This window comes from Mangrovibacter yixingensis, assembly GCF_020523985.1.
Classification (GTDB): Bacteria; Pseudomonadota; Gammaproteobacteria; order Enterobacterales; family Enterobacteriaceae; genus Mangrovibacter; species Mangrovibacter yixingensis.
Genome location: NZ_JAIVKM010000001.1, coordinates 1,489,387 through 1,516,205, shown reverse-complemented (window position 1 = coordinate 1,516,205; position 26,819 = coordinate 1,489,387). Strand labels below are relative to the sequence as shown.

The window sequence follows — 26,819 nt, the reverse complement described above, 5'->3', positions numbered from 1 at the left end:
TGTTCAGACTGGCGACAGATTTGCACTGGCGAAGAAGGACGGCTACTACCCATGAAGGGTTCTTATAAGATAATTATTACACTTGTTTTGCTGGTTGCCTTGCTGCCATTTGTGCTGTTTATGAGCGTGCAAGCGTGGCTCCCTGTGCTTGCACGGTTATGGCTGCCAGCAGGTGTGCAACTTGTATTAACTGCCAAACCCCAAATCACCTTTCGGCAGGTGACATTGCCTGGCATGAGCGTCAAGGTGGGCGAGTGTACACTGGTGGATATCAGCCAGTTGCAACTTTCGTATCCTCAATACTGGCGTCTTTCCGCTAATACTCTCACGGCCAATCCTCAATGTGCCGCTGGCCTGCCGGTTTCACAAAATGACTCTCCGGAACAAACCTTACGCCAATTGCAACAACGGCTGCCAAAAGGCGATGTCTGGGTAAAGCATGTCAATATCGTGCCCTGGCAACAGTATGGCGGGCAGGTACATCTTTCGTTTTCTCCAATGCGCCAAACACTGTCATGGCAAGGCGATAAACTGAACGTCCATGCACGTCTCTCCGGGCAGTCGTTAACCATCAGTGAGATAGCGGTTGTGCTACCGGGCCAGGAAATGCCAGTAACCCTGCAAGGGGCGGTATCGCTTAACCTGGTTCCCGATGGGCTACCAGAACAAGGTGATTTGTTCGCCCATTTCACCGTGCCCAGTTTCCCTGAACCTGTGGCGGCCGAATTTCACTGGCAAGGAAACCAGGGTGAAGTGCGTGCATCTATCACCGGTCAGCCTCCGCTTGTGGTGCTGCCATGGCGGGTAACTCCCCAGCAAATAAGCATTGAACATGGCCAATGGCAGTGGGTTGAACAACATCACCAGGCAAAAGGGCAAATTGATCTCAGTATAGATAACTGGTCTGGTGGTATTGAGCAGGCCGTTATTTCAGGACGTTTCAATGCGTTAACAGTGGGTGATGCAGGGAAAGGGAACCTGGTAATGACACTCGGGCCGGGCAAATTGAGCCTGGTTAACAGCGCATTGCCTGCCAGGCTCACTGGTGAAATAAAACAAGACAATATGATTTTCTATGTTGGCTTGCCCGTTATGCTGGGTGGGCCACTGCAATCCCCTGAGTTGCGTTTTTTGCCTGGAGCATTACTCCGCTCACGGGGGCGGCTGGTTGATACACTGGATATCGACGAAGTTCGCCTGCCTCTTGCGGGAGTCAAACTTACGCGTAACGGGGTTGGGGGGCGGCTACAGGCTATTCTCAAAGCCCATGAAAACCAGTTAGGGGCATTTGTCATCCATCTGGATGGTGAAGCGCACGACTTTTTACCTGACAATGGCCACTGGCGCTGGCGTTATTGGGGAAACGGAGTGTTTGACCCGATGCAGGCCGCGTGGGATATGCATGGGGAAGGCGAATGGGACAACAGCCTGATTACGCTGAATACACTTTCTACTGGTTTTGATCAGTTACGTTATGGGGACATGGTAGTTTCCAGCCCACGTCTGGCGCTTAGCGAGCCGCTGCGCTGGCAACGTGACCCTAAATTACCTGAGTTAGCGGCAAGCCTGGTGTTGCAAACAGGGAAAACCACCTTCAGTAACGGCAGTTATCTGGATCCCGCACATTTTAGTTTCCAGCTTAAAGGGCAAAACCCGGATGCCTTCAATCTGCGCGGCGAACTGGTGGCCGGGCAATTAGGCCCTGTCACTGTTTATTCACGCTGGGACGGCACTCGTTTACGTGGTAACGCATGGTGGCCGAAACAAACTTTGGCTCGTTTCCAGTCCCTGATCCCTCCTGATATGAAGTTGAACCTTACAGGTGGAGACTTGTACGCGCAGGTCGCTTTTTCAGCTGCCGCAGGCCAGGGGTTTGAGGCCGGTGGTCACGGTGTTATTCGTAAAGGCACAGCACAACTTCCCGACAACGAAATCAGTCATGTTAATTTCACCTTGCCCTTTCGTTTTACCCAAGGCGCCTGGCATTTGGGAACCCACGGGCCGGTGCGCTTGCGCATTGGTGAAATTAACAGCCAGGTGACTGCGACAAACCTGAGCGCAAATCTACAGGGCTGGATCCCATGGAGTGACAGCCATCCCTTGCAACTGAGTAATGTCAGTGTGGAAGTGCTGGGGGGAAAAGTGGAGATGCGCCAGTTACGTCTCCCTCAGCACGATGCGGCTTTGCTGCGCCTTGATAATCTATCCTCCAGTGAACTTGTTACAGCGGTTCATGCCAAACAGTTAGCTGTGTCAGGGCGAATCAGTGGTGGCTTGCCGTTATGGCTGAATAATCCACAGTGGATTGTTAAAGATGGTTGGCTTACCAACCCTGGGCCTTTGACCTTCAGGCTAGATAAAGACATGGCCGATGCCATTGTGCGTGACAACGTCACGGCTGGTTCAGCAATTAACTGGTTGCGTTACATGGAAGTGAATCATTCATGGAGTAACATCAATGTCGATAATCTGGGGGTTTTGCGGCTGGATACACAGGTACAAGGTACCAGCTATAGTGAAGGTAAGTCTGCGAAAGTTAACCTCAATTATCATCATGAAGAGAATATTTTTACCCTGTGGCGTAGTTTGCGTTTTGCTGACAACCTGGAGTCATGGCTGGAACAAAATGCACAATTGACTGAACAGCGCTGCACTGGCAGCCATCAATGTAAGGAGAAACAATGAAACGACAGGCTTTTTGGTTGCCTGTTCTGGCAGTGATGCTGGCTGGCTGTACCCCAAGAATTGAACTGGCAGCCCCACAGGCGCCTATTACAATCAATATGAACGTGAAAATTGAACATGAGATCCATATCAAGGTGGACAAAGATGTGGAAGCACTCCTTAAAAACCGCAGTGACCTGTTTTAAGTGGCTCTTGCCGGGGGCTGTGTTGTTCATGCTGAGTCTGCCAGCGATGGCGCTGACTCTGCAGCAGGCTCGTGAGCAAGGCAAAGTAGGAGAAACCTTTAGTGGTTATATCGCAGCGCGTAGTAACGACAGTGAAACCACTGCACTGGTTGCCAAAATTAACCAGGCACGGGCAGCGAGCTACCGCCAACTGGCGGAACAAAATAATGTGCCACTGAGCGATGTTGCCCACCTGGCGGGAAGTAAACTGGTTGAAAGGGCGAAGTCAGGGGAGTATGTACGGGGAGTAAATGGTCTCTGGTTACAAAAACCTTAGCCAAGTGCAGCCAACCAACGGTGAAACAATTAAAAAAGGGAAAGAAATTCTTTTCCCTTTTTTTGTATAGATTTACGCCAGGTGTTTATTCATTGGCGCGATATTGGTGCGATTTTATACCAGCGCATCAATAGCAGCTTTTGCTTCTGCTTGTGCTTTAGCCAGTACTTCCGGGCCGTAGCCCACGCCTTCTTCGTAAATGAAGTCAACATCAGTAATGCCAATAAAACCGAGGAACAATTTCAGGTAAGGGGTGATAAGGTCGCTCGGGGAGTCTTTGTGGATACCGCCACGGGTAGTAACCACAATTGCGCGTTTGCCGGTCAGTAAACCTTCAGGGCCATTTTCGGTATAGCGGAAGGTCACACCTGCACGAGCAATAAAATCGATGTAATTTTTAAGCTGCGTGGTGATGTTAAAGTTATACATCGGTGCTGCAATCACAATCACATCGTGTGCTTTGAGTTCATTGATAAGCGTATCGGACAGGTTCAACGCATCCTGTTGACGCGGGGTCAGCGGCACTTCACTCGGGCGTAACGCACCCACTAATTCACCATCCAGCACCGGTACTGTGTCGGTTGCAAGGTCACGCACTGTAATTGTGTCGTTACTGTGTTTTTCCTGCCACCGAGTGGTCAGGTGGTCAATCAGTTGGTTAGACTGGGAAAAGCCAGCCAAAATACTGTTCTTCAAAACAAGCACGTTGCTCATGCATACATCCTTTTTGATACGAGTGGGCGCAGAAATGCGCAGAATCGTCACACTCTATTTACAAATGCCTTGCAGAGATAGCGCAATAAATCGAACTCTATGTTCGAATTTCTTGAACAAGGCGCATTGCCGCTGAATGTGTTACCCTGAAGGCATGCTTGCTATTGGGCCCGGCAAATCTGCTGAAGGCCGTATTGATACAGAATATATGGACAATAAAACTATAACTTTGAATTCGTTATATGCGCAGCTGGATAATTTATTGCTGCGCGATCGCCAGGCGTTTTCCCGCCGTCTACATGGGGTTAAAAAGACCCGTCCGGAAGCCCGTGAAGCCATTCTGAACACACTTGCAGAAGAGATGAACCAGGCTCAGGAGCGTGTTTTGCAACGTCTGGCCAGTCGACCGGAAATAACCTACCCGGAAAACTTACCGGTTAGCCAGAAAAAATCGGCTATTTTCGAGGCAGTGCGTGATAACCAGGTGGTGATTGTGGCCGGGGAAACGGGCTCCGGGAAAACCACTCAGTTGCCGAAAATCTGCATGGAATTGGGGCGGGGCATCAAAGGCCTGATTGGACACACCCAACCCCGACGGTTGGCAGCCCGTACCGTTGCGAATCGTATCGCTGAAGAACTCAATACTGAACCCGGTGGTTGCGTCGGTTATAAAGTTCGCTTTACTGACCAGGTTAGTGAACAGACTCACGTCAAATTGATGACAGACGGTATTCTTTTGGCTGAAATTCAGCAAGATCGTATGCTGATGCAGTACGACACGCTGATCATCGATGAAGCCCACGAACGCAGCCTCAATATCGATTTCTTACTGGGTTACCTAAAGGAATTACTACCGCGCCGCCCTGATTTAAAAGTCATAATCACATCTGCAACCATTGACCCGGAGCGTTTCTCACGGCATTTCAATAATGCCCCAATTATTGAAGTTTCCGGGCGTACCTACCCGGTTGACGTGCGTTACCGCCCAATTGTTGATACAGAAGACGATACCGAACGTGACCAACTGCAGGCAATTTTTGATGCTGTAGATGAGCTGGGGCATGAAAGCCCGGGCGATATCCTTATTTTTATGAGTGGCGAGCGAGAGATTCGTGATACGGCCGACGGCCTCAATAAACTCGAATTGCCGCACACAGAAATTCTGCCCTTGTATGCCAGGTTGTCCAACAGCGAACAAAATAGGGTATTTCAGTCTCATACCGGTCGTCGTATTGTGCTGGCAACTAACGTGGCAGAAACATCACTGACAGTGCCGGGCATTAAATACGTGATTGACCCTGGTACTGCCCGTATTAGCCGTTATAGCTACCGAACCAAAGTTCAGCGCCTGCCAATTGAGCCTATATCTCAGGCTTCTGCCAACCAGCGCAAAGGGCGTTGTGGGCGTGTTTCTGAAGGGATCTGTATTCGCCTTTATAGTGAAGATGACTTCCTCTCAAGGCCTGAGTTTACCGACCCGGAAATTTTGCGTACTAATCTTGCCTCGGTCATTTTACAAATGACGTCCCTGGGATTGGGCGATATTGCCGCTTTCCCGTTTGTCGAAGCACCGGATAAACGCAATATCCAGGATGGTGTCCGCTTACTGGAAGAACTTAGTGCGATAACCCAGAACAAGCAAGGAAATGGCTGGCGCTTGACAGCAGAAGGGCGCCAGCTAGCTCAATTACCTGTCGACCCGCGCCTGGCGCGTATGGTACTTGAAGGTGCAAAACAAGGTTGTGTCCGTGAAATGATGATAATCACATCGGCCTTGTCTATTCAGGATCCTCGCGAGCGGCCGGTTGAAAAACAACAGGCGGCAGATGAAAAACACCGCCGTTTTCAGGATAAAGAATCGGATTTTATGGCCTGGGTGAATCTATGGAATTACCTGGGCGAGCAGCAACGCGCATTGTCATCCAGCCAATTCCGCCGTTTATGCCGCGCTGAATATCTCAATTACTTACGGGTGAGAGAGTGGCAGGACATTTATACCCAGTTGCGCCAGGTAGTAAAAACCTTCCGGTTGCCCGTCAATAGTGAGCCCGGAGATTACAGGGCTGTTCATACTGCTTTGCTCACAGGCTTGCTGTCTCACCTTGGTATGAAAGATACAGAGAAACAGGAGTTTACTGGTGCGCGTAATGCACGCTTTGCCATATTCCCAGGCTCCGGGTTATTTAAAAAGCCCCCGCGTTGGGTAATGGTTGCCGAACTGGTGGAAACCAGCCGCTTATGGGGCAGGATTGCCGCAAAAATTGAGCCTGAATGGGTTGAGCCGTTGGCGCGCCATCTGATTAAACGCAGTTGGAGTGAACCACACTGGTCACGGGCGCAAGGCGCTGTCATGGCAACAGAGAAAGTGACACTTTTCGGCTTACCTATTGTCGCGGCCAGGCCTGTTAATTATAGCCAAATTGACCCGGTATTATGCCGTGAGCTATTTATCCGCCATGGGTTAGTCGAAGGCGATTGGCAAACCAGGCATAGTTTCTTTCGCGAGAACCAGAAATTGCGTGCCGAAGTGGAGGAACTGGAGCATAAATCCCGCCGTCGGGACATTCTGGTAGACGACGACACGCTGTTTGATTTCTATGACCAACGTATCAGCCATGAAGCTATCTCTGCACGCCACTTCGATACCTGGTGGAAACAAGCCAGCAAAGAGTCGCCTGATTTACTCAGCTTTGAGAAAGGAATGCTGATAAAAGAAGGTGCCGGGCAGGTCAGTAAGCTTGATTACCCGAACTTCTGGCATCAGGGCGCACTTAAACTCCGCCTGAGCTACCAGTTTGAACCGGGTAATGACGCCGATGGCGTGACAGTACATATCCCGTTACCGTTGCTTAATCAGGTTTCTCCAGCAGGGTTCGAATGGCAAATTCCGGGGTTGCGGCGCGAATTGGTGATTGCGTTAATAAAATCCTTGCCCAAACCAGTCCGCCGTCATTTTGTTCCGGCACCAAATTATGCTGAGGCATTTTTAGGCAGAACAGATGGCCAACAGCCTTTACTCGAAAGCCTGGAGCGTGAATTACGTAAAATGACCGGGGTTACTGTTGACCGGGATTCATGGCATTGGGAACAGGTGCCCGATCATCTAAAAATGACTTTTCGCGTGGTTGACGACAAAAACCAGAAACTGCGTGAAGGCCGGGATTTAGAGGCACTCAAAGAGAACCTTAAGGCAAAAGTTCAGGAAACACTGTCTGCTGTAGCCGACGATGGTATTGAACAAAGTGGCCTGCATGTATGGAGCTTTGGCTCATTACCAGAAAGCTATGAGCAAAAACGCGGCAATTACCGGGTAAAAGCATGGCCAGCGCTGGTAGATGATAAAGACAGTGTCGCTATTCGTTTGTTTGATAACCCCCATGAACAACAGCAGGCCATGCGCCAGGGCTTGCGGCGTTTACTGCTGCTGAATATTCCATCACCTATAAAATACCTGCATGAGAAGCTGCCTAATAAAGCCAAGTTGGGGCTCTATTTTAACCCCTACGGTAAAGTGCTTGATTTAATCGATGACTGCATTACCTGTGCAGTCGATAAACTGGTCGCTGATGCTGGTGGCCCAGTATGGGATGAAGCCGGGTTCCAGGCGCTGCACGAAAAAGTGCGGGCTGAATTGAACGACCAGGTCGTTGATATTGCTGGGCAGGTCGAGCAGATCCTGACAGCCGTTTTCGCCATTAATAAGCGGCTCAAAGGGCGAGTGGATATGACCATGGCTTTAGCATTGTCGGATGTTAAATCACAGTTGTCTGGTCTGGTTTACCGTGGTTTTGTTACCCAGAATGGTTATGCCCGTTTGGGGGATACACTGCGTTATTTACAGGCTATTGAAAAACGTCTGGAAAAACTCGCTGTTGACCCACACCGTGACCGGGCACAAATGCTGAAAGTAGACCAGGTCCAACAAACGTGGGTGAAATGGCTGAACAAATTGCCAGCTAACCGCCGTGATGATGACGATGTGCAGGCAATCCGCTGGATGATAGAAGAGTTACGGGTAAGCTATTTTGCCCAGCAACTGGGCACTCCATTCCCTGTTTCAGATAAACGTATTATTCAGGCGATGGATGCGATAACGGAGTAGCTTGTCGGTTAAGGTTTGTCGCGGGGTTACTGGCAGGAACAGTCGCCCCGCAACTGAGTTTGCGTTTTAACGTCTTCCCGAATTAATAGTTAACCCGCGCCAGCATAAAACCATCCCAGCCCTTGATTCCGGTAGTTTGCAAGGCAGTTGCGGTTAATCTGCCGGACTGGCCTGCCTCCTGCAAGAATGCCTGTATTCCCTGTACATGGGGATCCTGCGGCTGAAGATCAGTAATCGCGCCATTACGCACCACATTGTCGCCAAAAATCAACGTACCAGGCCGGGACAAACGTAGTGCCCAGGCTAAATAAGCGGGGTTGTTACGTTTATCTGCATCAATAAAGATAAAATCAAATGGCGGTTGTTCTGCAAGCCCTGGTAAGGATTCAAGTGCTGGCCCAATAATAATATCGATATTGCCTGTAACCCCGGCCAACTCAATATTTTGCTGTGCGACATGCGCATGATGTGGGTCGAACTCAAGGCTGACAACTTTACCTTCTTCAGGTAATGCTCTTGCCATCCAGATTGCGCTGTAACCGCCAAGAGTACCTATCTCCAGCACACGCTTCGCGCCAGCAATAGTAATCAGCATTGCCAAAAATTGCCCTTGAGTTGGGGAAACGTCTATTGCGGGCAACCCCGCCCGTTGGTTATTGTCCAGAACTTGCTCCAATACTTCATCTCGCGGTAGCAACGCGGACATCAACCAGTTATCTACCGCTGACCACTGTTCTTGCATTGTTCACCTCGCAGGCATTAACTAAACAAAAAACCAACAACCACTATAGATAAAATAATGAATAACCGTAATAACGAAATTCCCCGTAGTGTCATTCGAACACGTTGTGAAGTGAGAGAAACGCCATTTGTGCTGAACATTCAACCTGAGATAGCTACCAGCGCGGATGCACTGGCGTTACAACAGGCGTTATCACAAGAATTATTTGCCATTACTGGCAGTAGCGGCGCACAACGTTTTTCAGCTGCCTGTTTCGAAAACAGCGACGGTTTTTTTCTGGTTGCACGCACAGTGGAACATAAAGCTGTCGGGTGTGTTGCATGTCGGCCACTTGGAATCGGGAAGGATATTGCCGAAGTAAAGCGCATGTATGTTATGCCAGAATATCGTGGCGTGGGCACTCAACTGGTTGCCAGTCTTTTCAGCCATGCCAGCCAGCAGGGGTTCAAGGAATTATGGTTGGAAACACGTAAAGTTAATGAGCGAGCGGTACATTTTTGGATCAGGCAAGGGTTTCAAGTCATAGAAAACTACGGGCCATATAAAGGGCGTGACGAAGCTGTTTGCTTTGCCCGCCCTTTATAAAGAAGCGCTCATTGAGCTAAACGTTACGATAGCGACTCTGTTTCTGCCTGTAATAGCTCAGCAGGTTTGGTGCGGGTTGCGGCAAAAATGGCAACCAGTGAAATCAACACAGTAATACCAAGATATATAGCCACTGGCTGCCAGTTACCTCCAGATTGCGCCAATAGCGCTGTGGCTATCAATGGTGCCGTACCGCCCGCTAATGCGGCACCAAGTTGGTAACCCAGCGTAATGCCTGTGTAACGTACACTCGCGTGAAAAATCTCTGAACACAGTGTGCCAAGAACAGCAGTAACAGGTGCCCACAAGATACCAAAAGCAATGACAGTGGCGACGACAATTCCCCAGGTTGTGTGCGTATTAAGTAACATAAACCAGGGAACGATAAACAGACCCAGCATAATCACACTTATGGTGTACATGCGTGCCCGGCCAATTTTATCGGAAAGAAGCCCCATCAACGGAATCATCACTGTTGCAACTAATGCGCCAAGAGTGACAGCTTCAAGTGCCTGGGATTTTTGGTAGGTTAGAATCCCTGTGGCGTAACTCACTACAAACGTTGAAAAAATATAAAAAGGTGCAGTTTCTACTACTTTCAGCCCGGCAGCAATTAAGACTTCACGCCAATGGTATTTCAGTGTTTCACGTAACGGTGTCTTACTGATTTTTCCTGACTGTTTTACTGTTTTGAAATCTGGGGTTTCATCAATATCTTTACGGATCCATAACCCTAAAAGCACCAGTACCGCACTCAAAATGAACGGGATTCGCCAACCCCAGGCCAGAAATTGTTCTTCGCTGAATAAGGTCATCAGGGACACCATGAAGGTGGCCATCAACATTCCAATCGTGACACCCGCCTGAGGTATGCTACCAAAGAAACCTTTGCGTGATTTTGGCGCGTATTCATAGGCCAGCAACAATGCGCCTCCCCATTCGCCGCCAATACCCATGCCCTGAACAATACGTAGCAGGATTAATAACGCTGGTGCCCATAAGCCAATACTGTTGTAATCCGGTAATAAGCCAATCATCACCGTAGCGCCGCCCATAAGGGAAAGTGTCATCACGAGCGTTTTCTTCCGCCCAATCCGGTCGCCAATATGTGCGAATACCACGCCGCCAATGGGGCGAATGAAGAAAGTAAGCGAGAACGAAAGCCAGGAAAGCATCATCCCGATAACCGGGTCTACCATGGGGAAAAAGAGTTTGTTAAAAACCAGAGCGGCTGCCGTGCCATAGAGAAAATAATCAAACCATTCAATTGCACTACCTGTCAGGCTGGCAATGAGCACCTTTTTGTTTTTCCGTAAAATCGTGGTGCTGCTTTCATGTGTAACCATAAACATCCTCGCCACGTAAATGAAGTAATACAAAGTACAACCTGGTGTTGAAACGGGCAGGTGTGACTTTGTGTGAAACATTTGTTAACACACAAGCAACTTAGGTTTGTAAAAATGATTAATCAAGTTATCAAAGTGTTAAATATGGCAATAAAAAGAAAAATAATAGTTAATTATTTTGGTAAAATTAATTTTTCATAAAACATATCCTTAAAACCTATTAAAAATTAGTGATTAATTAAGGTGCAACCGGGTGGGTTTTGGAGGATTCTGGCTTTTTTACTCATAAAAATAATAAGATGGAGCAAGCGTGGTTTTTGGTTGTAGTGTTCGGTTATGCCGAATAATTCATCAAGCGTATTACCGGTACAAACAACAGCAGGAGAAAACCGTTGGAAACATCTTCAGGTAGTAACAGGGCAGTATGGGGTGAAAACCATAATTTAATTGATGACATTAATCGGGTTAGTGACTGGCTTGCACAGCGGGATACGGATTTTAATACTTCTTGTTCATCCGTGATTGTGCTTGCCGGTAATGCCGTTATACCTGTTATTGAACATGCTTTTAATCTCGCCCTGGAATTACAGGCCACTCTGATCATAACGGGTGGGATAGGGCATTCGACGGGATGGTTGTATCAATCCGTGCAACATAGCACTCGTTACCAGCACATTCATACTGGAGGGCGCACTGAAGCCTCCGTGATTGGTGAAATGGCAACCACGGTTGCCGGGTTGCCACCTGAGCAAATATTGTTGGAGTGCGAGGCAACAAACTGCGGTGAAAACGTTGATTTTACCTGGCGCCTGATGCAATTGCGCAGCCTGGCCCCGGAACAACTCATAGTCGTGCAGGACCCAACCATGCAACGCCGCACAATGGCAACATTTGCCCGTTTGCAAAGCCAGGCTCCTGCGTTACCACTGCGCGTTTCATCGCCAGGCCTGGTTCCCAGGCTCACGTTACAAAACGGTGAGGTGGCCTTTGGTAATGAAGATACCGGGTTATGGCCAGTTAACCGGTTTATTGAGCTGGTTATGGGGGAGCTTCCACGCCTGCACGATGACAACAATGGCTATGGCCCTGCCGGAAAAGGCTTTATCGCGCATGTTCCACTGCCCGACAATATTATGGATGCCTGGCAACGTTTAACCGCGAGTGAACACCTGCAGGCTCTACTTGTCGCACGCAAGCTTGTGTAACTTACTGTTGCTGCGCCTCAATCCAGTTCATTAGCAATACAGGCCAGCTTTTAGCGGGTAAGTCTGTGCAACCACGGATGCCGAAACCGTGGAGGCCTTGCTGGAAAATATGCATTTCAGCAGGAATATTGTGGGAAAGTAATGCATTGAACATTAACAAGCTGTTTGCAACAGGCACTGATGGGTCATCTGCCGCATGGGCAAGAAACACTGGAGGCATATCATCACGGGCCTGTAATTCCAGTGAATGGTGCTGTTGCCAGTTGTTTTCTGGATGAGAGCCGAGTAACGCACGGGCTGAACCAGCGTGCGTCAACGCTGAATCCATTGTAATCACAGGGTACATCAGCGCAGCGAAATCAGGGCGTGCGCTCAGGTGGTCTGCCTCATCCATTGCCGGGTATGCCGGGTAATCAAAATGCATGGCAAGGCTACCTGCAAGATGCCCCCCGGCAGAAAACCCCAGGACACCTACTCTCTGTGTATTTTCCCCACAACGTTGCAAACGTGAACGGATAACGCGTATTGCACGTTGAATGTCGGCAAGAGGTGCCAGGCTAGCTTCTCTGTGCCCGCCATCAGGCATACGGTAGGTCATTACAAATAATGTGTAGCCTTGCGCAGTAAACGGCGCTACCAGGTCAGTGCCTTCTTTATCAATCACAACGCGGTTATAACCGCCGCCGGGTACCACCAAAAGAGCAACCCCATTGGTTGTTTGCGGCCGCCAGACACTGATTTGTGGTGCCTTAATACCACTGGCGGCGCGGTCTGGCAGCATGTTTTGCTGGCCCCTGTCTTCCAACAGGAACTGTGCCGGGCTGGTATCCGCACCAGGCGCTTCACCTGCGGGCCAAATGCTGAACGTTTCGTCTGGTTCCTGAAGTGCTGTAATTTGAGAATAAGTGGTCATAAGCTTCCTTCTTACAAATGCTAATATCGGCACAGTTGCGCCATCTGAAATGGTATACAACAGCTTACCACCAAGCCTGGGAAGGGAGGCACTGGCGTACCACTCTGTTTTTTCGCACGGAAAGCAAAGAAAAACTAATGAATTCTTAATGCGTAATCAGTATGTTAAACACTTCACTGAATATTGAGGATGTCGTTATGCGTGGAAAGTACAGTTCGGTTCAGATAACGCTGCACTGGCTGGTTTTCTTATTGGTCATTATCGCTTATTGCTCCATGGAGTTACGGGGCTTTTTCCCACGGAGTTTTCGTCCCATACTCAGCAGCCTGCACTATGGCTCCGGGATCCTTGTCATGGTGTTAATGGTAGTGAGACTGGCTGGACGGGCAATATGGCCTACGCCACCCATCGAACCAAAACCATCGCCCATGGTCACAGGCCTTTCCCATCTGGCACATTTAGTGCTGTATCTGATGTTCATCGCCTTGCCTGTCTTGGGAATAATGTACCGTTACTATCGCGGCAATGACTGGGCAATTTTTGGGTTGGCAATGCCTGTGGCGGCCCCTGGTCATGAAGAATTTGCCTGGCAAGTAAAAGATATCCATGAACTGGTGGCGACCGTTGGCTACTATATTATTGGCCTGCATGCTGCCGCCGCATTGGCACACCATTATTTCTGGAAAGACAACACGCTGTTGCGCATGATGCCGCGTAAGAAATCCAGTTAATTACTGAAGCCTGCTAATGTTTTGCTGCCAACCAACAAACAGTAGCAGGCTTAACTATCAAATAACCACGATATTTTCAGCGACTATTTTCAGCGACGTAGAATGTAAACGTTGTTAAAAACTGACCTCTTCGATACCAGCCGCACTATTCCTGAACTATACACAAATCGAGTGCATTGCAATAAAGCCAGCTCAAGTTGGTTTTCAAGTAGACCTGTATTGAACACTACGATTTGTCTCAGGGCTTGCGCACCGTAGAATGTTAATGTATCAAGAGGAAAAATATAAAGAAAAACGGATGACAGGCGATAACGCTTGTGAGAAAAGTTTTTATTACACTAATTACAATACCTGGAACAGAGGCCATCCTACATGAGCCACGAGAAACTGACTGATTTTGTTTATCGCCATTTCATTGAGCAGGTGAAGGATTACGCCATTTATATGTTGAACCCTGATGGTACGGTTGCCAGTTGGAACGAAGGTGCTCACAGGGCGAAAGGTTATAGTAGCGATGAAATTGTTGGTCAGTATTATGGCATTTTTCATAGTAAGCAGGACCAAAGTACGGGCTTGCCACATCGCAATCTTCAACTCGCTTTAGAGCATGGTCAGTATGAAGAGGAAGGTTGGCGTTACCGCAAAGATGGCTCACGTTTCTGGGCGCATGTCGTTATTGACCCTATTTATGATGAAGAGGGTGTACACCTTGGTTTTGCTAAAATCACGCGTGATATTAGTGAACAAAAAGAAATAAATGACAAAATTTCCTGGATGGCCCGTTACGATGCATTAACGGGCCTGCCAAACCGGGTAGAGTTTTTTTCATTTGTAGAACAATTACTGAATAATAGCGAGTACCAACGTATTGCTGTTTGTACTATTGATCTCGATAAGTTCAAAGATATTAATGATATTGAAGGCCACCATATTGGGGATCAACTCTTACAGCGTGTCGCTACCAGGACTTTGAAAATCCTTGGGAAAGACGAAATGGTTGCCAGGTTCGGCGGCGATGAGTTCGTCGCTGTCAAAGGTTACAACAGCCGTCTGGAAGCCAGGGCGTTTACATCTCGCTTATATGCCTGTTTCTCTGGGCTACAAAAATTTGCCACAACAGAGTTTACTGTTTCAGCCAGCATGGGCGTGGCGATTTACCCTGATGACGCAACAGACATTAAAAAATTACTCAGTAATTCAGACCTGGCAATGTACCGGGCGAAACAAGCGACTGACATTAAAATTTGCTGGTACGAAAAAGACATGGATGAAGAAACGCGTTACCGCAATATGCTTGCTGGTGACATTCGCAAAGGGATAAAAGAGGGGCAATTCTATCTGCATTACCAGGAAAAACGTTCGATTGTAGATAAAGAAATTTCCGGCTATGAGGCGTTGTTGCGCTGGGAACATCCCCGTTTGGGCCAGATTTCACCAGATATTTTTATTCCAATTGCCGAAGAAAGTGGTGCCATTGTTCCATTAGGCTATTGGGTGATTAGCACTGTATGTGAGGAGGCAATGAACAGAGAGATAAATAAAAAAATATCAATCAATATCTCTCCTATTCAGCTGCGCCATCCCAATTTTATTGAGCGTGTACGCACGTTGCTCCAACGCACTGCTTACCCAATGAGTTTATTGGAGTTTGAAGTGACGGAAACTGCGTTTATCGTCAATAAGAAGCTAACATTTAATATATTGCATCAATTTCAGAAAATGGGGATAAGCATTGCACTGGATGATTTCGGTACAGGCTATTCTTCATTGAGCACGCTAAGAGAGTTTCAGTTTGATGTAATCAAGCTGGACAAAAGCTTTCTCAATAATGTCGAGAATAGCTATCAAGCCCGTTCTTTTGTGCGGGCGATTATTTCACTGGGTAACTCTATCAATACACCGCTGATCGCTGAAGGGGTAGAAAACCAGGAACAATTACGTATCCTTGAAGAAGAAGGGTGCAGTGAAATCCAGGGCTTTCTATTTGGTAAACCTACAGATATAGACCATCTTTAACGCCAGGCGTCTTCAGCTTTTTCTCTGGCCGGGAAAGTGTGATCTTCCCGGCATAATCTTGTGAACACAGCGAATAACAGCCTTTAAGGCGTAATAAAACGGCTCCAGATGCCGATGTCATTAGTATTGCTTTCTTTGTACCCCTTAAAAATTTAAAGAGAGTTATTATGGAAAGGGCAACGACATCTGCACAAATGACATCCGGGGCTGTTCGTTTTTGGCATCATATTCGTCTGGTCCCCCTCTTTTCCGCCATTCTTGGCGGCGTTTTATTGCTTTTTGCTTTATGTATCGGGCTTGCCGGGTATTTTCTGGTTCAAGGTAATAGTGCGCTCAGCGATGTGACCGATGAAATACAGGTTCGCATGGGGATTTCCAATAGTTCTAACCACCTGCGTACTGCCCGCATTTTATTAATTCATGCGGGCGCGGCCGGGCGTGTTGCCGACATGGATGTAATGAGTAAAGACATTGCGGATGCTGAAGCGCGCATAAAAAAAGCACAGGATGGGTTTGCGGTCTATATGGCCCGACGGTCTAAAACGCCTGAAGACATGGCGCTTGATGGTGAACTGAAAACGCGCTTTGACGACTACGTTAACCAGGGTATGAAACCAATGATCAAATATGCCAAAAATGGCATGTTTGAAGCCATTATCAACCAGGAGAATGAACAACTTCGCAAACTGGACGATAGCTATAATGAGGTGTTGCTTAAAGCGATTGCCATTCGTACAGCGCGCTCTCAACAACTGAATGCCATGGCTTACCAAGAAACACATATTGGCCTGGTGGTAATGGGCGGTGCTTTTGTGCTGGCGTTATTTATGACGGCAGTCACTTTCGTAATGTTGCGCAAAATCGTGATACACCCGTTGCAGCGGGCCGTTAAACGTATTGAGTCGATTGATGGTGGTGACCTGACCCAGCCGGAAGAGCCAACCAGCCGGAGTGAAATTGGCTTGCTCAGCCAACATTTGCAACATATGCAGCGGTCTTTGTCCCGTACGGTCTCCACTGTTCGGGATGGTGCTAATGGTATCTACCAGGGAACTAGCGATATTTCAGCAGGTAACGTAGATCTGGCGTCAAGAACGGAGCAACAGGCTGCCGCCATTGAGCAAACGGCGGCCAGTATGGAGCAACTTACCGCAACGGTGAAACAGAATGCCCAGAATGCTCATAATGCCAGCAAACTGGCAAATGAAGCCTCAGATAAAGCCACACATGGAGGGCACATTGTTAATGGTGTGGTTTCTACCATGGACAATATTTCTGCCAGTTCGAGAAAAATTTCGGAAATCACATCAGTTATCAACAGCATTGCTTTTCAAACTAATATTCTGGCGCTCAATGCCGCAGTTGAAGCAGCTCGCGCCGGTGAGCAAGGGCGCGGTTTTTCCGTGGTTGCCAGTGAAGTCCGCACGCTTGCACAACGTAGTGCGCAGGCCGCCAAAGAGATTGAGAACTTGATAAATGAATCTGTTTCTCTAATTGAAAAAGGCTCAGGCGAAGTCAGGGAAGCGGGCAGCACAATGACAGGGATTGTGGAATCAGTGAAGAGTGTGACTGGTATTATGCAGGAAATTGCTTCTGCATCCGATGAGCAAAGCCGCGGTATAGAACAAGTAGGCCAGGCGATTACCGAAATGGATAATGCCACACAGCAAAACTCATCTCTGGTGCAGGAGGCCTCAGCCGCAGCCCGCTCACTCGAGGAGCAGGCGGCAATACTGTCCCAGGCTGTGGGGATCTTCCGGTTATCGGGTGATAGATTCGCTGTACGTTCAGCACCCCGTGGCGGGGAAAAAGCGCAGGCTGCATTACCGCAAACGGCTTCAGCCAGTCAGGAAAACTGGGAGACGTTTTAGCTTTGCGAACTATTAGCTGAATGTGAGCCGAATGTACCCCACAAGCATGGCTTGTGGGGTATTTGCTTTACACCAGGCGTAAATCTGGATGGGGTTGCGAAGCCGTGATACTCACAGGAACAGATTTGGAAGTAGGGGTACCAGTCCCATCACCGAAGCTGGATAGCGGGATCAGCGGGTTCGTTTCAGGGTAATAAGCCGCCAGGTTACCGCGCGGTATAGCATAACTGACCAGCTTGAAGCCGGTAACTTTGCGTTCAATACCATCATTCCAGTGGGTTTCGATATCAACTTTATCACCAGCCTCTAGCCCAAGGGCGGCAATATCTTCCGGGTTCATAAATAACACTTCACGCTGGCCATAAACACCGCGGTATCTGTCATCCAGGCCATAAATCGTAGTGTTGTATTGGTCATGTGAACGTAATGTCTGCAGTGTGAATGGGGCTTCCACTGGGGTTACTGACTGTGGCAATGGGGCTGCGCTAAACTCGGCTTTGCCACTCGGCGTGGCGAAACGATAACTTGCTGCAGCGTTACCCAGCCAGAACCCACCCGGCTCTGCACATTTTTCATTAAAGTCAGAAAACCCTGGAATAGTGGCCGCAATATGATCACGAATCAGGTTGTAATCAGCACTAAGGGCAAGCCAGTCCAGGTTGTCACTGCCAAGTGTTGCAGCGGCTATTCCGGCAACGATAGCCGTTTCGGAACGTTGCGTCACGGCAAGGGGTTTGCCAATCCCTTCGGAGGCATGCACCATGCTGAATGAGTCTTCAACGGTAATAAACTGACGGCCACTTTCTTGAATGTCTTCTTCAGTACGCCCAAGCGTTGGCAGGATAAGCGCGGCATCGCCAGGATAAAGGTGGCTACGGTTCATTTTCGTGCTGATATGTACAGTCAGGCCACATCGGGATAAAGCTTCGGCGGTACGCTCACTGTCAGGCGCTGCTGCTGCAAGGTTGCCACCCAGCGTGATAAGAACACGAACCTCATCACGCAACATGGCTTCAATAGCTTCCACCGTGTTATGCCCAGGTTCACGTGGTGGGTTAAAGCCGAAGTGCGCAGCCAGGCTATCAAGCAATGCGGCAGGGGGCTTTTCATCAATCCCCATCGTACGGTTACCCTGAACATTACTGTGCCCGCGCACCGGGCATAACCCGGCACCTGGTTTGCCCAGGTGTCCGCCCAGCAATTGCAGGTTAACGATTTCCCTAACACTATCAAGGGAGTGTTTATGCTGGGTAATGCCCATAGCCCAGGTACAGATAACCCGCTCAGCATTTTGCCAAATGCTTGCTGCTTCACGCAGTTGTTGTTCACTCAGGCCTGATTGTTGAGTAATAAAGCCCCAACTGGTGTTGTCGATTTCGGCAAACCACTGCTCAATGCCCTGGGTATGCTCGCGAATAAACGCATCATCAAAAATTCCAGGCAGCCCTTCAGCCAGGTTTTGCCTGTGGGTTTCAAGCAATGCTTTTGCCATGCCTCGGACAGCTGCCATGTCACCACCCAAATTAGGCTGATAATACATGGAGCTGATATTCCCAGCTAAAGGAGTAACGATTTCAAGGGGTTTTTGTGGGTCAGCAAACCGCTCAAGACCCCGTTCACGCAGGGTATTGAAAGTAACAATACGCGCGCCGTTTTCTGCCGCATGGCGCAGGCTGTGAAGCATCCGAGGGTGGTTAGTTCCGGGGTTTTGGCCAAAAACGAAAATAGCGTTAGCACTATCGAAATCATCAAGACGAATAGTTCCTTTACCAACGCCAATGCTGCGTTTTAACCCACTGCCACTTGCTTCGTGACACATATTCGAGCAATCAGGGAAATTGTTGGTGCCCAACATACGCCCAAAAACCTGGTACAGATAAGAGGCTTCGTTACTTGCCCGTCCGGAGGTATAAAGCTCTAGTTGGTTTGGGTTATCCATTGCCTGTATATGGCGGGCAACCAGCGCAAAAGCATCCTGCCATGAGATGGCTTCGTAATGATCGGTTTCGGGGTTGTAACACAATGGCTCTGTCAGGCGCCCCTGGTACTCCAGAAAATAATCACTCTGTTTACGTAACGCGCTGACAGTATGCTGAGCAAAAAAATCTGCGGTAATATGGCGGCGAGTCGCCTCCCATGTGACGGCCTTAGCGCCATTTTCACAAAAACTAAATGTACTCTTATTATCATCACCCCATGCGCAACCCGGGCAGTCAAAACCCTTGGCTTTGTTCATGCGCATCAGGTTACGTAAGTTCTTAATAGCGCGTTTGCTGTCAAAGACAAACCGGGTTGTGGCTTCCAGCGATCCCCAGCCACCGGCAGCGGCATGATAAGGTTTTATAGCTGTTTTAAATTTCATTGTGTGACGTCCATACTGGAAATTTGCGCAATATCGTGCGCAATGAATAACATCAGTATACGCCGCAAATTACCAACATTCGCGCAACAATGTGCGGTTATTGTTTCCTGAACGTTTTAACAGTGTTACTTGTCATGCAATTTGCGCAACACGATACAATCAGGCAATAGTTTGTCGAATGGCATTAATTAATGTTACTGAATGGATAGAGAGTGGGGTATCCACACGTGTCAAAATGCCAACAGGTTCACCATTGCCGGGGATCGCAACGGGTAGGGAGACCAAAACGCCCGTTTTCAGGTCTTCTTTTACCGCGCCCGAGGGCACAAACCAAACGTAGTCATAATCTATAGCCAGTTGGCGGGAAAGCGAAGCAGACAATGTTTCAACATGGCAAGGAGAAAGGGTGCACCCCTGGTCCTTGAGCAGTACTTCTGTTCTGTCACGAGGTGGTGTACCCATAGGCAGAACCACCGCAGGCCAGTCCAGAATGCGGCTAAACGTCAGCGTTTCGTTGAGCAACGGGTGCCCAGGGCGCACGACCAGACGCAGGGATTCCAGAAACAATAGTTCATAGCTTAAACCATTCATCAGTTCCGGGTCTGACATGCGGCCAATACCAAAGTCCAGCTCACCACTCTTTAATCCTGATAAAATCATGGTATTTGTCATTGCCGCGACTTGCAGGCTTACCCCCGTGTTGTGGCGATGAAACTGTCCAATAACCGCAGGTAATAAACCCAATAGCGCTGTAGGTAATGCACCAAAGCGAACGACCTGGGGTTCACCCTGAGTGGCTGAATACAACGAATGCCCGGCAACTTGTAACGCGTCGAGAATACGCAGAGCGTGTGTCAAAAATTGCTCGCCGGTGGGGGTCAGGTGAGCGCCCATCCGCCCACGGTCAAGTAAGCGAGAACCTATCAAACTCTCCAGTTCATTTAATGTCTTTGATAACGCCGGTTGGCTGAGGTTGAGCGTTTGTGCCGCACGCCCAAGAGTTCCCTGTTGAGCGACGGCAACGAAAGTATGTAAGTGGCGCAACCGAATGCGCTGCATGAAATGACCATAATTTTCCATAACGGATGTTAAAACTAAATTTTTACTATTTTCAAGCTACTTAGATGTATTTTGATAACTTCATTGCAAAATTACGTTAACAAACGAGGTAAGTTTTAAACAAAACAAAGGTCATGACAACGATGATGCCTCAACACGGGCTGGCTGAATCGTGGCATTGGTGAGTGGCTTATTGGTGAGCGCATAAAATCATATGCTTTAGTTATAGAAAGAGAAAAAACATGGAAACGTGCCAACAAATACTCCCGTTGCCAGGATCACAAAAGCTGAATAATTTCAGTGTGACGCAGAGGCGTTATCTACCCTTTGAAAAAAGCCTGAGGAAAGCAATATGGCAGAGTATGTCAGCGCAGATGAAATTCGGGAAATGTTTGCACAGGCGATGTCTGTGATGTACCAACAGGAAGTTCCGCTATATGGCACGTTGTTGGACCTGGTTGCTGATGTCAATATCGGTGTACTGGAAAAACACGCCATGCTGCTTGAAAAGCTGACAAACGATGGGGAAATTGGTCGGCTTAATGTGGAGCGGCATGGAGCCATTCGCGTTGGCACGCCAGAAGAGCTGGCAGGTTTGCGCAAGGTTTTTGCCATTATGGGAATGTACCCTGTGGGGTACTATGATTTGTCCGTTGCCGGAATACCGGTACATTCAACTGCATTTCGCCCTGTTGAAGACGCGGCGCTGGCGCGTAACCCGTTTCGTGTTTTTACATCACTATTGCGCCCTGAACTGATTGAAGATACACAGCTACGCGCAAAGGCGCTGCAGATACTGGCAAAGCGTTCTCTTTTTACGCCGGGTTGCCTGGAATTGGTTGAAATCCACGCAGAGCAAGGTGGTTTAACCACTACTCAGGCACAGCGCTTTGTGCGTGAGGCGCTGGAAACGTTTCGCTGGCGCCAACAGGCTTGTGTCGATGCTCAAACCTACCAGACACTACACAATGCACACCGCCTGGTGGCAGATATCGTTAGTTTTCCTGGATGCCATATCAATCACCTTACGCCCCGCACTCTGGATATCGACAGGGTTCAGGCCCTGATGCCTGAATATGGTATTACCCCAAAGAACGTGATTGAAGGCCCGCCAAGACGTAAAAACCCCATTCTGCTGCGCCAGACCAGCTTTCGGGCACTCGAAGAAAAGGTGATCTTTACCGCAGGGGAACAAGGTGCACATACCGCCCGTTTTGGTGAAATTGAGCAAAGGGGGGTAGCGCTGACGCCAGCAGGAAGGCGGTTGTACGATGACTTATTAGCTGATGCCGGTGTTGCTGGTGATAATTTTTCCCATCAACAGCATTTGCAAAATGCATTTGCGCGTTTTCCTGATGATGAAGCAACTTTGCGCAGTGCCGGTCTGGCCTGGTACCGCTACAAATTATTACCCGCAGGGGATGCCAACCGGCAGTTGATAAAACCAGAAGACGACCCGCAAGAACTGATCGACCGGGGTTGGCTCGCGGCATCTCCAGTCACTTATGAAGACTTTCTTCCTGTCAGTGCAGCCGGGATTTTCCAGTCAAATTTAGGGGCTGAGACGCAGGTAAGGGAGCAGGGCCATGCCAGCCAGCAGGCATTTGAATCTGCCCTTGGTTGTGCGGTGAAAGATGCCTTCGTTTTATATCAGGAAGCTGAAAACCGCAGCCGCCGCGCTTGCGGGTTGGCCGCGGTTAACAGACTGACGGATACACCTTAAATAGCATTCAGGCGAGCGATATGCTCTTGAGGTAGTTGCAACTTCGCGGCATCAATATTGCCCAGCAAATGTGCGGGCTTGCTGGTGCCGGGAATCAACAAAATATTTGGTGATCGCTGTAATAGCCAGGCCAGTGCAACTTGCATGGGGGACGCAGCCAGTTCACTGGCAATAGCGCTGAGTTCGGAAGACTGCAATGGAGTGAAACCGCCTAACGGGAAATAAGGCACGTAAGGGATATCCTGCTCAGCCAGCCAGTCAATAAGCGCGTCATCGCTACGGTCAGCCAGGTTATAGCAGTTCTGTATGCAGGCAACAGGTGTTAATGCCAGCGCTTCTTTAATCTGTTTAGTTGTCACATTGCTTAAGCCAATATGGCGAATTAAACCGCGTGATTGCAGGTTCAGTAATGTGGTAAGTGGGCCTTCCAGGCTGCCCTCTGCGGGTTTATGCACATCAAACATACTTCTCAGATTAACGACGTCCAGGTGGTCCAGCCCAAGATTTTCAAGATTTTCTTCAACTGCACGTGTCAGTTCACTTTCCGACATAGCCGGTATCCAGTTTCCCTTTTCATCACGCCGGGCACTGACTTTTGTGACCAGACATAAATCTTGCTGGTATGGATGCAAAGCCTGCCTGATTAACTGGTTAGTGATATGCGGGCCATAAAAATCAGATGTATCAATGTGATTAATACCTTGTTCAATAGCCAGTTGCAGGACTTCAATTGCCTGTTCCGGGTTATCTGGGGGGCCAAAAACACCGGGACCAGCCAGTTGCATTGCGCCATAACCCATTCTGCATACTTGTTTATCGCCTAGTTGCCGGGAGCCTGCCAGTTGAGCGGTTGTCATGGAATACCTCCTGTTAGTGTACCCAGAATTGTAGGCAACCTAATGTTGTGCGACTATCCCAATTAATCACGACACAATGTGCGAGGAGCCGGACAATGCCCTATGACCTGAACGACTTGCAGGCAGTAGTTGCTGTTGCCCGTGCGGGCGGCTTTCGCGAAGCTGCCCGAAATCTAAACAGCAACCCATCAAGGCTTAGTGATGCCGTGCGCCGGGCTGAGCAACAATTGGGTGTCCGCTTATTTAACCGAACAACCCGCACTGTCGCGTTGACAGAAGCGGGGCGGGCGTTGGTGGACAACTTACGCCCGGCGTTGGATGAAGTAGAAACTGCGCTGGACAAAATTAATGGCTTTCGCCATACCCCACGAGGCACATTGCGGCTCAATGTGCCCGTGAGTGCCGCCCGGCTTATCCTGCCGGGTATTATCCCGGCATTTCTCTCCCGTTACCCAGAAATAGAAGTGGATATCATTGCTGAAAGTAATCTGGTCGATATTTTCAGTGCAGGGTGCGATGCCGGTATCCGTTACGAAGAAAGCCTGGCGCAGGATATGATTGCCGTACCTGTCGGCCCGCGCCACCAAAGGTTTGCCGTTGTGGCTTCCCCTGAATACCTTGACAGAGCCGGGCGGCCAGACCATCCGGCACAATTAATGCAACACCGGTGTATTCGTTGCCGCTACCATAGTGGTGTTATCTCTGACTGGGAGTTCTGCAAAGGAGATGAAACCTTGCGGATTCAGGTTCAGGGGCCGTTGGTTGTCAGCATTGGTGCAGCGGTTGATCTGGCTGTCGATGCCGCCATTCAAGGGGCAGGAATTCTGATGTTGTTCGAAGACTGGTTGGCACCGATGATCACACGAGGTGAACTGGAACCTGTGCTGGCACCCTGGTGGCCTACATTCAGCGGGCCGTGGCTCTATTATCCAGACAGACGGCTGGTGCCTGCACCACTGCGTGCTTTTATTGATTTTATTCATGAGATGAATACACAGGAAATGAATACTCAGGAAAGGAAGAGCAAAGAAATATGATTCAGGTACCGGCCAGGGATAATTGTCGCGTTATGACAAGTAACGGGTTACTTGAGGGAAAGCGTGAACAAAACGTTCGGGTATGGCGTGGGATCCCTTATGCAAGGCCACCCGTTGGTTCGCTGCGTTGGCGTGCACCACAACCACCAGCCCAATGGCAGGGCGTGAAACAAGCATACGCGTACGGCCCAGCCAGTTGGCAGGATGAAGAGTATTGCCGTGAATTGGGCGGAGGGGATCCTGGCAGCTTTAGCGAAGACTGCCTGTATTTAAACGTCTGGGCTCCGGCAACAGCGCCAGCGCATCCTTTGCCTGTTATGGTGTGGCTGCACGGTGGCGGGTTTACTATTGGCGCCGGAGGGTTACCACCCTATGAAGGGCACGGTTTAACCCAGCGTGGTGTTATCCTGGTAACAGTGAATTACCGCCTTGGGCACCTCGGTATTTTTGCCCATCCTGCGTTAGACGGGGAAGACTCCCGTGGCCCGGTACATAATTTTGCTTTGCTCGACCAAATCGCAGCGCTTGGCTGGGTCAGGGACAATATTGCGTCCTTTGGTGGCGACCCACATAAAGTGACGTTATTTGGTGAATCCGCCGGTGCGCGGAGCGTGATGTCACTGATGGCCTCACCACTCGCCAGAGGGTTGTTTCAACGGGCGATTATTCAAAGTGGTTACACGTTACCTGATACTCCCCGCCCAGACGCATTACAAAGTGGTGAACAAGTGGCTGCCGCCCTTGGGCTAAAACATGCAACCGCAGAACAGTTACGGGCATTACCCGGTGATAGTTTCTGGTCACTTGCGGCACCTTATTCACCTGCGCCGGTCCCGGTAAGTGGTGACATTGTGCTTCCAGAGCCAGTGCTTGATTGCTTTATGGCAGGTCAGCAACATGTATTGCCTGTGTTGGTGGGAAGTAACAGTGACGAAGCCAGTGTGCTCTCTGTATTTGGTGTGGATGCGGCGCAACAGATTCGCCAAATGCGCAAAACGCATCGCGGTGGGCTTGCACTGATACGTACTCTTTATCCCCACGCTTTGCGTGATGATGTTCTTGGGCGCGAGGTATGTCGTGACATGGCGTTTACCACACTTGGCCAGATTATCAGTGATGCACAAAAACGAGTAGGGCAGCCTTGTTGGCGTTACTGGTTTGATTATGTCAGTGACGGCGAAAGAGAAAGCCTGCCATTTGGTGCGGCCCATGGTAATGAAGTGGCTTACGTTTTTGATACGCTGGCTACGGTGATAACCACAACCGAGCCCGACAGAAAAGTCGCTGCTATTCTGGCTGATTATTGGGCAGCATTTGCCTGCCATGAAAATTCCACCGGACATGTTTTGGCCGGGCCCGTCGCCTGGCCGGCTCAAGGGGTGTTGCAAATTGGCTTGCGGCGGCGGTTTGGTTTTCGCCATCGTCGCTGGTTTATGCCGTTACGGTTGCGGTTATTTAAGCGGGTGATGAAACACCATGTAAATCTGGACTAAGCAGCGCACGGCGGAAATCGTTTAAATTGCCCGCATCGCTACCCGCCTGGCGCAGCACCAGCCTGTATGCCGCCCCCGTAGGCACTGCCCGTTCAGATAGCCGAACCAGCCGCCCGGCTTTGATATCTGCCGCAACAAGGTGTTCATCTGCAATAGCAACACCGTAGCCCTGAATTGCGGCACTGATAGCAAGGTCCATGGTATCGAAGTGCTGGTTTTTTCGCATAACCGGCCACGGGCGAGGCTGGTTATTCCACCACAATAGCCAGTCTGTTTTATCCCGGGTGGGGTGCAAAAATGTCAGCCGCGATAAGCTGTCTGGTTGTGAGGCTAACTGGTTGGCCAGTACAGGGCTCACCACAGGCGTCAAACACTCATCAAACAATAATTCCCCACGTTCTGTTTTGCCATATTCAATTGCCGCATCAAAAGGTTCTGCATGAAAGTTAATGCCATGATCGGTGGTCGTGGTTAACACAACATCAATCTCAGGGTGGTGATGTTCAATAGCAAGCAGATTGGGCAGTAACCAGCGCATCGCACAGGTTGGGGCTTTCAGACGCACAGATTGTGGTTTTTGGCGTGCTTGTTCTGCCACGATATGTAACTGCCTGAACGCCTGTTCAAGTTCTGGAAGTAGGGCTTTTCCGCGGGTGGTCAGGTGCAAACCCCGTGCATGGCGTTCAAACAACGCAAAACCAAACCAATTTTCCAGTGAGGCAATTTTACGGCTCACTGCGCCTTGCGTCAGGCAAAGCTCTTTCGCTGCATGAGTCAGGTTAAGGTGACGAGCTGTAACCATAAAGGCTTCAAGCGCATTTAGTGGCAAGGAATGGCGGGGCATACACATCTCCAGCTATGCAATTTTTGCATGGCT

General features: G+C 49.3%; 20 protein-coding genes. 12 read left to right on the top strand and 8 right to left on the bottom strand.

Annotated elements, in window-relative coordinates; all coding sequences use genetic code 11:
* The first annotated feature begins 51 nt into the window (after positions 1-51).
* From LC084_RS07000 to LC084_RS06990, 3 genes are read left to right on the top strand one after another with little or no spacing between them, the layout of a single operon-like run.
* On the top strand, positions 52-2,685 hold the full coding sequence (locus LC084_RS07000) for a YdbH family protein (RefSeq protein ID WP_226570473.1): 2,634 nt from the start codon (positions 52-54) through the stop codon (positions 2,683-2,685).
* The gene (locus LC084_RS06995) at positions 2,682-2,870 is read left to right on the top strand and encodes a YnbE family lipoprotein (protein ID WP_226570472.1); all 189 of its coding nucleotides are present in this window, start codon (positions 2,682-2,684) and stop codon (positions 2,868-2,870) included. Before LC084_RS07000 ends, LC084_RS06995 begins: the two co-directional genes overlap by 4 nt.
* A gap of 28 nt (positions 2,871-2,898) precedes the next feature.
* On the top strand, positions 2,899-3,186 hold the full coding sequence (locus LC084_RS06990) for a YdbL family protein (RefSeq protein WP_226570471.1): 288 nt from the start codon (positions 2,899-2,901) through the stop codon (positions 3,184-3,186).
* A gap of 114 nt (positions 3,187-3,300) precedes the next feature.
* Here LC084_RS06990 and LC084_RS06985 read toward each other — a convergent pair whose 3' ends face one another.
* Positions 3,301-3,900: an FMN-dependent NADH-azoreductase gene (locus LC084_RS06985; RefSeq protein WP_226570470.1), complete on the bottom strand. Its 600-nt coding sequence runs from the start codon at positions 3,898-3,900 to the stop codon at positions 3,301-3,303.
* Between the two features lie 208 nt (positions 3,901-4,108).
* Here LC084_RS06985 and hrpA point away from each other — a divergent pair, with 208 nt between their 5' ends.
* The gene (hrpA, locus tag LC084_RS06980; protein WP_226571161.1) at positions 4,109-8,002 is read left to right on the top strand and encodes an ATP-dependent RNA helicase HrpA; all 3,894 of its coding nucleotides are present in this window, start codon (positions 4,109-4,111) and stop codon (positions 8,000-8,002) included.
* Positions 8,003-8,084: 82 nt separating this feature from the next.
* Here the strand turns inward: hrpA and LC084_RS06975 are convergent, their stop codons facing one another.
* The gene (locus tag LC084_RS06975; RefSeq protein WP_226570469.1) at positions 8,085-8,744 is read right to left on the bottom strand and encodes an O-methyltransferase; all 660 of its coding nucleotides are present in this window, start codon (positions 8,742-8,744) and stop codon (positions 8,085-8,087) included.
* Between the two features lie 57 nt (positions 8,745-8,801).
* On the opposite strand from LC084_RS06975, the gene LC084_RS06970 reads away from it, so the two are divergent.
* Positions 8,802-9,329: a GNAT family N-acetyltransferase gene (locus tag LC084_RS06970; RefSeq protein ID WP_226570468.1), complete on the top strand. Its 528-nt coding sequence runs from the start codon at positions 8,802-8,804 to the stop codon at positions 9,327-9,329.
* Between the two features lie 23 nt (positions 9,330-9,352).
* Here the strand turns inward: LC084_RS06970 and LC084_RS06965 are convergent, their stop codons facing one another.
* Positions 9,353-10,675, bottom strand: coding sequence for an MFS transporter (locus tag LC084_RS06965; protein WP_226570467.1), 1,323 nt, complete (start codon positions 10,673-10,675; stop codon positions 9,353-9,355).
* A 392-nt stretch (positions 10,676-11,067) separates the two neighbouring features.
* Here LC084_RS06965 and LC084_RS06960 point away from each other — a divergent pair, with 392 nt between their 5' ends.
* Positions 11,068-11,880 (top strand): YdcF family protein, encoded by an 813-nt coding sequence (locus tag LC084_RS06960; RefSeq protein WP_226570466.1) that lies wholly within the window; start codon positions 11,068-11,070, stop codon positions 11,878-11,880.
* 1 nt (position 11,881) lies between these two features.
* Here LC084_RS06960 and LC084_RS06955 read toward each other — a convergent pair whose 3' ends face one another.
* Complete coding sequence (locus tag LC084_RS06955) at positions 11,882-12,793, bottom strand: alpha/beta hydrolase (protein ID WP_226570465.1); 912 nt, start codon at positions 12,791-12,793, stop codon at positions 11,882-11,884.
* Positions 12,794-12,990: 197 nt separating this feature from the next.
* Here LC084_RS06955 and cybB point away from each other — a divergent pair, with 197 nt between their 5' ends.
* The 3 genes from cybB to LC084_RS06940 all read left to right on the top strand — a co-directional run bounded on the left by cybB (position 12,991) and on the right by LC084_RS06940 (position 17,411).
* Positions 12,991-13,524, top strand: a complete 534-nt coding sequence (gene cybB, locus LC084_RS06950; RefSeq protein WP_226571160.1) for a cytochrome b561 — start codon at positions 12,991-12,993, stop codon at positions 13,522-13,524.
* Between the two features lie 372 nt (positions 13,525-13,896).
* Entirely contained in the window at positions 13,897-15,540 is a 1,644-nt protein-coding gene (locus tag LC084_RS06945) for a putative bifunctional diguanylate cyclase/phosphodiesterase (protein WP_226570464.1), read from the top strand.
* A 167-nt stretch (positions 15,541-15,707) separates the two neighbouring features.
* The gene (locus LC084_RS06940) at positions 15,708-17,411 is read left to right on the top strand and encodes a methyl-accepting chemotaxis protein (protein ID WP_319004399.1); all 1,704 of its coding nucleotides are present in this window, start codon (positions 15,708-15,710) and stop codon (positions 17,409-17,411) included.
* A gap of 67 nt (positions 17,412-17,478) precedes the next feature.
* On the opposite strand, the gene LC084_RS06935 is transcribed toward LC084_RS06940, so the two are convergent.
* On the bottom strand, positions 17,479-19,773 hold the full coding sequence (locus tag LC084_RS06935; protein WP_226570463.1) for an FdhF/YdeP family oxidoreductase: 2,295 nt from the start codon (positions 19,771-19,773) through the stop codon (positions 17,479-17,481).
* A 159-nt stretch (positions 19,774-19,932) separates the two neighbouring features.
* Positions 19,933-20,853 carry a LysR substrate-binding domain-containing protein gene (locus LC084_RS06930; RefSeq protein WP_226570462.1) on the bottom strand — a complete coding sequence of 307 codons (921 nt, stop codon included), beginning with the start codon at positions 20,851-20,853 and terminating at the stop codon, positions 19,933-19,935.
* A 331-nt stretch (positions 20,854-21,184) separates the two neighbouring features.
* Between LC084_RS06930 and hglS the strand changes: the two genes are divergently transcribed.
* Entirely contained in the window at positions 21,185-22,555 is a 1,371-nt protein-coding gene (gene hglS / locus LC084_RS06925; protein WP_226570461.1) for a 2-oxoadipate dioxygenase/decarboxylase HglS, read from the top strand.
* Here hglS and LC084_RS06920 read toward each other — a convergent pair.
* Complete coding sequence (locus LC084_RS06920; RefSeq protein WP_226570460.1) at positions 22,552-23,412, bottom strand: oxidoreductase; 861 nt, start codon at positions 23,410-23,412, stop codon at positions 22,552-22,554. The genes hglS and LC084_RS06920 overlap by 4 nt on opposite strands.
* A 95-nt stretch (positions 23,413-23,507) precedes the next feature.
* On the opposite strand from LC084_RS06920, the gene LC084_RS06915 reads away from it, so the two are divergent.
* Together LC084_RS06915 and LC084_RS06910 are read left to right on the top strand one after the other, a co-directional pair.
* Positions 23,508-24,449 (top strand): LysR family transcriptional regulator, encoded by a 942-nt coding sequence (locus LC084_RS06915; RefSeq protein WP_226570459.1) that lies wholly within the window; start codon positions 23,508-23,510, stop codon positions 24,447-24,449.
* The gene (locus LC084_RS06910; RefSeq protein ID WP_404808336.1) at positions 24,446-25,942 is read left to right on the top strand and encodes a carboxylesterase/lipase family protein; all 1,497 of its coding nucleotides are present in this window, start codon (positions 24,446-24,448) and stop codon (positions 25,940-25,942) included. The genes LC084_RS06915 and LC084_RS06910 overlap by 4 nt, the downstream gene beginning before the upstream one ends.
* On the opposite strand, the gene LC084_RS06905 is transcribed toward LC084_RS06910, so the two are convergent.
* Positions 25,905-26,786, bottom strand: coding sequence for a LysR family transcriptional regulator (locus tag LC084_RS06905; protein WP_226570457.1), 882 nt, complete (start codon positions 26,784-26,786; stop codon positions 25,905-25,907). The genes LC084_RS06910 and LC084_RS06905 overlap by 38 nt on opposite strands.
* Positions 26,787-26,819: the final 33 nt, after the last annotated feature.

Coding starts and splice junctions, on each gene's coding strand:
- LC084_RS07000 (WP_226570473.1), top strand. CDS start 52: ATGAAGGGTTCTTATAAGATAATTATTACACTTGTTTTGCTGGTTGCC.
- LC084_RS06995 (WP_226570472.1), top strand. CDS start 2,682: ATGAAACGACAGGCTTTTTGGTTGCCTGTTCTGGCAGTGATGCTGGCT.
- LC084_RS06990 (WP_226570471.1), top strand. CDS start 2,899: ATGCTGAGTCTGCCAGCGATGGCGCTGACTCTGCAGCAGGCTCGTGAG.
- LC084_RS06985 (WP_226570470.1), bottom strand. CDS start 3,900: ATGAGCAACGTGCTTGTTTTGAAGAACAGTATTTTGGCTGGCTTTTCC.
- hrpA (WP_226571161.1), top strand. CDS start 4,109: ATGGACAATAAAACTATAACTTTGAATTCGTTATATGCGCAGCTGGAT.
- LC084_RS06975 (WP_226570469.1), bottom strand. CDS start 8,744: ATGCAAGAACAGTGGTCAGCGGTAGATAACTGGTTGATGTCCGCGTTG.
- LC084_RS06970 (WP_226570468.1), top strand. CDS start 8,802: ATGAATAACCGTAATAACGAAATTCCCCGTAGTGTCATTCGAACACGT.
- LC084_RS06965 (WP_226570467.1), bottom strand. CDS start 10,675: ATGGTTACACATGAAAGCAGCACCACGATTTTACGGAAAAACAAAAAG.
- LC084_RS06955 (WP_226570465.1), bottom strand. CDS start 12,793: ATGACCACTTATTCTCAAATTACAGCACTTCAGGAACCAGACGAAACG.
- cybB (WP_226571160.1), top strand. CDS start 12,991: ATGCGTGGAAAGTACAGTTCGGTTCAGATAACGCTGCACTGGCTGGTT.
- LC084_RS06945 (WP_226570464.1), top strand. CDS start 13,897: ATGAGCCACGAGAAACTGACTGATTTTGTTTATCGCCATTTCATTGAG.
- LC084_RS06940 (WP_319004399.1), top strand. CDS start 15,708: ATGGAAAGGGCAACGACATCTGCACAAATGACATCCGGGGCTGTTCGT.
- LC084_RS06935 (WP_226570463.1), bottom strand. CDS start 19,773: ATGAAATTTAAAACAGCTATAAAACCTTATCATGCCGCTGCCGGTGGC.
- LC084_RS06930 (WP_226570462.1), bottom strand. CDS start 20,853: ATGGAAAATTATGGTCATTTCATGCAGCGCATTCGGTTGCGCCACTTA.
- hglS (WP_226570461.1), top strand. CDS start 21,185: ATGGCAGAGTATGTCAGCGCAGATGAAATTCGGGAAATGTTTGCACAG.
- LC084_RS06920 (WP_226570460.1), bottom strand. CDS start 23,412: ATGACAACCGCTCAACTGGCAGGCTCCCGGCAACTAGGCGATAAACAA.
- LC084_RS06915 (WP_226570459.1), top strand. CDS start 23,508: ATGCCCTATGACCTGAACGACTTGCAGGCAGTAGTTGCTGTTGCCCGT.
- LC084_RS06910 (WP_404808336.1), top strand. CDS start 24,446: ATGATTCAGGTACCGGCCAGGGATAATTGTCGCGTTATGACAAGTAAC.
- LC084_RS06905 (WP_226570457.1), bottom strand. CDS start 26,786: ATGCCCCGCCATTCCTTGCCACTAAATGCGCTTGAAGCCTTTATGGTT.